This is a genomic window from Caulobacter sp. BP25 (genome assembly GCF_002737755.1).
Classification (GTDB): Bacteria; Pseudomonadota; Alphaproteobacteria; order Caulobacterales; family Caulobacteraceae; genus Caulobacter.
Genome location: NZ_PEGH01000014.1, coordinates 1 through 7,177 on the forward strand (window position 1 = coordinate 1; position 7,177 = coordinate 7,177).

Consider the following 7,177-nt stretch of genomic DNA (forward strand, 5'->3'; position numbering starts at 1 on the left):
CACCTATCTGGAGGTCAATCCGGATATCGCCGCCGCCGGCGTCAATCCCTTCTCACACTACATCGTGACCGGACGAGGGGAGGGGCGTTCGCTCAAGATCGACCTGGGATTTCGCTACGAGATCCTGAAGGCCGCGCCGTCCCTGGAGGATCGCGTCCGCTGGCTTAGGGAAAGCAGCCCAGACCCTGAGCCGAGCGACGTCCAACACCTTGTGTCCGCGCTTCAACAAGTGGGCGCGTCCACACGTCTACATATCACCATCAGCCATGATGATTTCACCGCCAATCTAGGCGGTGTGCAGCTGTGCCTGACGCGAGAATCCGAAGCGATGCGGGCTCGCGACGCGACCCATATTCATCTCTATCCGGCCGCGGCCGGATTGGTGATCGAGTTCGAGCGACGCCAGCCGATGGTCGGGGTGCTGATCAATGGCGAACGGGTAGGGTTCTTCTCGGCGGAAACCCTGGTCGAGCATCTGGGCCCGTTCGCGACCGACAGGGTCCTGACCTTCGCTGTCCATAGCTTCCTGGGCCACAGCATCATCACCATGACCGCGGTCCTGCGCGCCATGAACGCCCAGGAAGGCTTCTTCTGGATCCACGATTTCGCCAGCGTCTGCGCCAATTACGCGCTGATGCGCAACGACGTGGCCTTCTGCGGGGCGCCGCCGCCAGACAGTCCTGCCTGCTCGGTGTGTCTCTATGGTCGTCGCCGGCGCATCCACCTGGCCGAGCATGGCCGGTTCTTTCAGGCCTTCGCCATGACGGTTCTGGCGCCGTCCCAGGCCGCGCTGGACCTTTGGCTTTCGAGCTTTCCGGTCAAACCGGCCGCCACGAAAGTGCATCCGCACGCCAAGCTCCGGAAGCGAAAGGCGGACGGTGAGGGCGGAGACAGGCGCGGTCCTCTGAAGGTGGCCTTTCTGGGCATGCCGGCGCCTCACAAGGGTTGGCCGGTGTATGAACGCCTGGTCGAACGCTTCGCCGATGATCCGCGCTACGAATTCCACCATCTGGGCAAGACGAAGGACCCCGCCATCGAGGCGAAGTTCACCGCCGTAGAGCCTACGCCCGAGATCGCCGAGCCCATGGCTGCCGCCGTCGAGGCCCTGGAGATCGACGTCGCGGTGATCTGGTCTCTGTGTCCGGAGACCTTCTGCTTTACCGCCTACGAGGCCGTGGCCGGCGGCGCGAAGGTGGTGACCAACCCCGACGCGGGCAATGTGCCCCGCTTTGTCGCCGAGACGAAGAACGGCCTGGTCGCTCAGGACGAGCATGCCCTGATGGCGATGTTCCAGCGGGGCGATGTCCTGCCGCTGGGGCGCGCGGTTCGTGGCCAGCCGCTCTACAGCTTGAGTTACAGCAAGATGAGCGCTGATTTTGTGGCGGAGACCCTGTCGTGAAGGTTCTCTGCTTTTCCAGCTTCACCTTCTCGTATCTCGATCGCGCCCGGGTGTTGTTTCACACTCTGCGTCAGCACCATCCTGACTGGGAGCTGGTGGCCCTGATCACCGATCGCCCGCCGCCGGGCGTGGCGCTGGACCTGAGCGCTGAGGCCTTCGACCGGGTGGTCTGGGTCGAGGACCTGGATCTGGGCGGCCAGGCCTGGAAGTCGTGGCTCTTCAAGCACGACGTGGTCGAGGCCTGCACGGCCGTGAAGGGGCCCTTCTTGCATATGGCGTGCTCGAGTGGGGCCGATGTGGCGATCTACCTGGACCCCGATACAGCCCTGCTGAATCCCCTGAGCCCGCTGCTGGACGAGCTGCGAGAGAACGACATCCTGCTCACGCCGCATCTCCTGCAGCCCGAGGAGACCCTCAGCGCGGTCCTCGACAACGAGGTCTCGGCCCTGAGGACAGGGATCTACAACCTCGGTTTCGTGGCGATCCGCACCAAGGGGGAGGGAGCCAGGTTCGCCAAGTGGTGGAACGATCGGCTTCTGACCCTCTGCTATGACGACATTCCCAACGGACTGTTCGTCGATCAGCGCTGGTGCGATCACGTTCCAGCCTTCTTCGAGAAGGTGAAGGTGCTGCGTGACCCTGGCTATAACGTGGCCAGCTGGAACATCAGCCGCCGGAAGGTGGCGATCGACAAGTCTGGGCAAATCACCGTCAACGGCCATCTCCTGCGCTTCTGGCATTTCACCAAGCTGGGCCCGGTGGGCGACGCGATGACCAAGCGCTATGCCGGGACCAACTACGAGGTCCACGAGATCTGGAATTGGTACAAGCGCCTGATCGCTCGATTCACCGACAGCCGCATTCCTGGGCGTTACTGGGCCTACGGCGCGTACGCGGACGGCCGCGCGATAGCCAAGTCGCACCGCGAACTCTACCGCGTGCGGGGCGACTTGCGCGACACCTTCCCTGACCCCTTCGCGGCGGGTCCGGGCAGTTATCAGGCGTGGCTGATCGGGGAGGGGCTTTTCGAGCCCGCCGCCTGACGGATGAGTGAAGTGAACGTGGGACGAAAGGCGGGGGCCATGGCGCCGAGGAGCAAAGTAAAGGCCAGCACGGCGGCGCGCCGCCAAGCCCTGGTCGTGGCCGGCATGCACCGCAGCGGCACATCGGCCATGGCGCGGTTGCTGTCCCTGGTCGGCGGCGCCTTGCCTGAGCGGGTCATGGATCCCGGCCCGGACAATCCCCTGGGCTATTGGGAGCCCTGGGAAATGGTCGCCTTGGACGACGCTATCTTACGGTCGATCGGATCACGCTGGGACAATGTCTTCTCGGTCTTGGACAATGACCGAGCTTTCGCCATACGGGATCAATTCCTGGATCAGGCCAAGGCCTTTCTGAACCTGAACTTCGGCGCCCAGGACCTGCTGGTCATGAAGGATCCGCGCTCGTCGATCCTAACCGGCTTCTGGCGCCAGGCTCTCGACGAGATCGAGGTCGATCCGGTCTATGTGATCATGGTCCGCCATCCTTTCGAGGTGGCTGAAAGCCTGAAGGCCCGCGCCGGAACCTCCCGCGAGACCGCGCTCCTCCTGTGGACCAGCTACATGCTGGCCGTGGAGCGAGACACCCGGGACGCCCCGCGGATCTTCGTCGACTATGGCGACATGCTGAATGACTGGCGGGGCGTTCTCGACCGCATCGAGGCGGTGATGGGGCGGACCTTGCCCAACCGTACGCCAGAAGCGGCGGCCGAGGTCGAGACGTTCCTTTCCAAATCGCATCGCCACCACGAGGCCGACGCCGAGGCTCTGGACCAAGCCGGGGTCTGGCCTGGCGCGGCCAAGACCTACACCTGGCTTCGAGCCGCCGCGCGCGGCCCCGCGCCGTCGCCCGCGCCCTTGGCCAAGATCGAGGCGGAAATCACCGCGCTCGAGCGCACGATCGGCTTTGCCATGGTCGATATGCGCCGCGAGCTGGACCAGCTGCCGATCGCCAAGGCCGACGCCGCCCAGGCCCGCGAAGCCGAAGCGCGCGCGACCTTCCTGCTTGAGGACGTCCGCCGGGAATATGAGGCCGCGCGACAGCTTCTCGTTCGCCTCCACGCCGAAGCCGATGAGTTGCGTGGCCAGTCTCAACAGTGGAAGCGCGAGGCCGAGGCCGAAAAGGTGAAGGTCGAGATCCTCCAAGAGCGGGTGGCCCAGAAGGAAGCCGAGGCGGTGATTCTCACGGATACCCTTACGGCGCAGATAGAAGCGGCCCGCGCTGAAACCCAGGCCCTGCTGGGAAGCACCAGCTGGAAGATCACGCGCCCGCTTCGCGCCGTCATCGGACGGCTGAAACGTGGTTGAACCACGGCTTTTCATCCTTCTCGGTCTTATCGACTGCCCCTAAACCAAAACAGGGCAAGGGACGCACGCCATGTCGACTCAACCCCCGACAGACACAAACCGGGGCTGGCTAGGACTGAACCTGTCGCCGTCGGGCTTGACGCGCTTTGTCCTGCTGGCGGGACTGCTCTTCATGCTGGGCGCGGCTCTTCCAGGCCACATGTCCTATGACAGCCTCGCCCAGCTGAACGAGGGGCGCACTGCTTCGCGCAACACCTGGGGGCCGGCCATGTACGCCTGGCTTCTGGGCGTCTTCGATGACGTGGTTCCGGGAACGGGCCTCTATCTCGTCTCGAGTGCGGCCCTGTTTTTCGGAAGCTTGTCCTCGTTGCGGTTGCTCAGGCCCGCGATCTCCTGGTGGGCGCCCGGCGTCGCTGTTTTGGTGGTTTTTTCGCCCCTCGTGCTGATCTATCAGGGGGTGGTCTGGAAGGATGTCTTCTTCTCCAATCTGGCCATCGCGGGCTTTACGGGACTGGCGCATCTTCCACGCCTGTGGGCGCGCCCTGGACCGCGCTGGCTGCTCCTGATCGCTATTCTTCTGCTATTGGCCGCAGGCTCGTTGGTTCGCCAGAACGGGATTATCGCCGTGGCCGTGGCCGCGATCGTCCTGGGCGTTCTGCGGCGTCATGATGGCTGGCTTCGCGCCTGGGCCTGGTGCTTTGGTGGTCTTGCCGCGACTCTGCTGGTCGCCCAAGCGCTAGCGTTCGTCGCTCAACCAACGGCGGCCGGGCCCGACAAAGCCGGCGGCATCGGCGTCCGGATCGTCCAGCACTACGACCTGATCGGCGCCATGGCGCATGATCCGGCCTATCGGATGCGTCACATCGAGGCCGCTAACCCAGAAGCCGCCGCAGCGATTAGGCGAGGCGTCGCCGTCTATTCGCCTGAACGCGTGGATTTTTTCGATCGGGACCCGGAGTTAGGCCCCAGCCTTTGGCCTCTTGCCAGTTCCCTGGTCGGGGCGGAATGGCGCGAGCTGATCGTTAATCACCCTAAGACCTACTTCACCCACCGTTTGGACGTTTTCCGATGGGTGTTCTTGACGCCCGAACTTGATCGCTGTCTTCCCGTTTTCGTGGGCGTGGACGGTCCGCCGGACCTGACGTCTTCCCTGAAGATCGTCAGGGGGCAGGACCCGGCCGACATCGCCCTGGCGAACTACGCGAGCTACTTCTACGGCACGCCCGTCTTTTCCCACGCCTTCTATGCCGTGGTCGCCTTGATCGTGATCGCCGTCCTGCTTTGGCGCCATGACGAGGCCGATCTCGCGGTGGCGGGGTTGTTGGTGGCGGCCTTGGGGTTCGCCGCCAGCTTTTTCGTAATCTCGATCGCGTGCGACTATCGCTATCTCTATTTCCTCGATCTTTCGGCCATGGCTGGCCTTTTCTACCTGGCCCTAGACCCGAGCTTGGCGCGCCGGAAATCCAGGAGCTCCGCGCCATGAAGCTTCGTCCCTTCGTCTTGATCGCGGCGGGCGCTCTAAGCCTGGCGGCTTGTGATCGGCCCAAGGGCGCTCATGAGGACTATCCCAGTCCCGTCGACCTCGCGACGGCTACAGGAGCGCCGCCGCCAGCTGTTGTTCCTGTAGAGGCGCCAGCGCCCCCGCCGGTGCGTGAGCCAGAACCGATCACGTGGGATCCCGCCAGCAGTCGCTTCGTGCTCAATGGCGCTGTGTTGAACACCGCCTATCTCTGGCGTTTCGACGGCGGCCTGGACGGTTTTGCCTCCGTCGGTTCCAGAATCTCTTCGGATCCCGGCGGCGGCCTCCGCGTGGAACAGCAAAACGTGGACCCGGTCCTGCGCTCGCCGCAGAACCTGTCGATCGACGGCAGGCGCTACAACGCCGTGCTTGTCCGGCTCACGCGCGAAAAGCCCGGCGCCAAGTGGGATGGAGCGTTGTTCTACACAACCGCGAGCCACGGCGAGTCCGCCGAGTTCCACAGCAAGCCTATTCGCGGCGCCAATCCCGTCGTGGGTGAAACCACGATCATGGTCTACGACATGGCCAGGCCCAAGAGGGGTGGCGACGACTGGAGCGCCTCCATCATCTCGGGCTTGCGCCTGGATCTTGATGACAGCGCGGACGGCGCCTTCCTGATCCGGCAGATCGCCGTGGTCTCCGCGCCATTACCGCCGCCGGCGGCGGCCGCACCCTTGGGGCCCGCGCAATAATGGCGGGCGCCATGCTCAAGGGCGAGCCGCGGATCGCCGCGATCCTGCCGTGCTATCGCTCTGGCGCGCATGTGCTCGAGGTGATCGCCGCCATCGGGCCCGAGGTCGCGTTCATTGTCTGCGTCGACGACGCCTGTCCCGACAAGGTCGGAGACCTGATCGAGGCCGGTACCCAAGACCCGCGCGTGGTGGTGCTTCGCCATGCCGTCAATCAGGGCGTGGGCGGCGCGGTGTGCACGGGCTATGCCCACGCCCTGTCCCTGGCGCTGACATCCTCGTCAAGATCGATAGCGACGGCCAGATGGATCCCGCCGAGATCCGGCCTGATCAATCCCATCGCCCGAGGCGACGCTGACTACACGAAGGGTAATCGCTTCTACAATATCGAGGACCTCAAGGGCATGCCGCCGCTCCGTCTGGTGGGCAATGCGGGGCTGTCGTTCCTGACCAAGCTGTCGTCTGGCTACTGGAGCGTTTTTGATCCCACAACGGTTACACGGCGGTCCAGGCCCGGGTGATCGAGCGCGTGCCGCTAGACAAGCTGTCGCGCCGCTACTTCTTCGAGTCGGACCTGCTTTCCGCCTGGGGACCTTGCGGGCCCGTGTCGTCGATGTGCCCATGACCGCCATCTACGCCGATGAAGTCAGCCAGATGCAGGTGGGCAAGATCGTCTTGCCTTTCCTGGTGTCCAACATCACCAATTTCTTCAAGCGACTGTTCTACAGCTACGTCCTGCGCAACTTCTCGGTAGCGTCGCTCTACTTCCTGGTCGGCGTTTCCCTGACCCTGTTCGGGGTGATCCGGGGCGCCCAAGCCTGGATGATGAGCGTGGCTGACGGCAAGGCCGCGACCTCGGGCCAGGTCATGCTGGCGCCCTGCCGATCCTGGTGGGCGTGCAGATGCTGCTTAGCTTCGTGGCCTACGACGTCGAGAGCGAGCCGAGGACTCGATCTGGCCGCTCCTTTGGCGCCGACGACCGTCCTCCGCACCCGGAGCCTGATCATGTCGCCGCAGAACTTCCTTCTCTGCCTAGGCTTCTCGTTCGCCCTGCCGGCGGGTCAGATGCTGTTCAAGTGGGGCGCCGACTACAGCAAGGGCATCGATGGCGGGTTCATCCAAAAGGTCGCCTTCAACTACCCCTGATGGGCGCGTTTGCCTGGTACGGTCTGACGGCGCTTTTCTGGTTCTACATTCTGACCCGGGTTCCGCTGAGCCTGCC

At 64.2% G+C, this 7,177-nt stretch carries 7 protein-coding genes; all 7 read left to right on the forward strand.

Going from position 1 to position 7,177, the window contains the following annotated elements:
- A partial coding sequence (locus tag CSW59_RS20765; protein WP_161495039.1) for a glycosyltransferase family 4 protein occupies positions 1-1,399 on the forward strand: 1,399 nt, incomplete at its 5' end.
- Positions 1,396-2,442, forward strand: a complete 1,047-nt coding sequence (locus CSW59_RS10080) for a hypothetical protein (protein WP_099443927.1) — start codon at positions 1,396-1,398, stop codon at positions 2,440-2,442. The genes CSW59_RS20765 and CSW59_RS10080, both read left to right, overlap by 4 nt.
- Positions 2,443-2,481: 39 nt before the next feature.
- Complete coding sequence (locus CSW59_RS10085) at positions 2,482-3,747, forward strand: sulfotransferase family protein (RefSeq protein WP_099443928.1); 1,266 nt, start codon at positions 2,482-2,484, stop codon at positions 3,745-3,747.
- 70 nt (positions 3,748-3,817) lie between these two features.
- The gene (locus CSW59_RS10090) at positions 3,818-5,230 is read left to right on the forward strand and encodes a hypothetical protein (RefSeq protein ID WP_143754982.1); all 1,413 of its coding nucleotides are present in this window, start codon (positions 3,818-3,820) and stop codon (positions 5,228-5,230) included.
- Between the two features lie 230 nt (positions 5,231-5,460).
- The gene (locus CSW59_RS10095) at positions 5,461-5,958 is read left to right on the forward strand and encodes a hypothetical protein (RefSeq protein ID WP_143754983.1); all 498 of its coding nucleotides are present in this window, start codon (positions 5,461-5,463) and stop codon (positions 5,956-5,958) included.
- A gap of 11 nt (positions 5,959-5,969) precedes the next feature.
- Entirely contained in the window at positions 5,970-6,476 is a 507-nt protein-coding gene (locus CSW59_RS20940; protein WP_201722769.1) for a glycosyltransferase family 2 protein, read from the forward strand.
- Positions 6,477-6,576: 100 nt separating this feature from the next.
- Positions 6,577-7,101, forward strand: a complete 525-nt coding sequence (locus CSW59_RS20945) for a hypothetical protein (RefSeq protein ID WP_201722770.1) — start codon at positions 6,577-6,579, stop codon at positions 7,099-7,101.
- Positions 7,102-7,177: the final 76 nt, after the last annotated feature.

Excerpts from the sequence above, each read along its gene's own strand:
- CSW59_RS20940 (WP_201722769.1), top strand. The coding sequence starts at position 5,970 with ATGCTCAAGGGCGAGCCGCGGATCGCCGCGATCCTGCCGTGCTATCGC.
- CSW59_RS20945 (WP_201722770.1), top strand. The coding sequence starts at position 6,577 with ATGACCGCCATCTACGCCGATGAAGTCAGCCAGATGCAGGTGGGCAAG.
- CSW59_RS10085 (WP_099443928.1), top strand. The coding sequence starts at position 2,482 with ATGGCGCCGAGGAGCAAAGTAAAGGCCAGCACGGCGGCGCGCCGCCAA.
- CSW59_RS10090 (WP_143754982.1), top strand. The coding sequence starts at position 3,818 with ATGTCGACTCAACCCCCGACAGACACAAACCGGGGCTGGCTAGGACTG.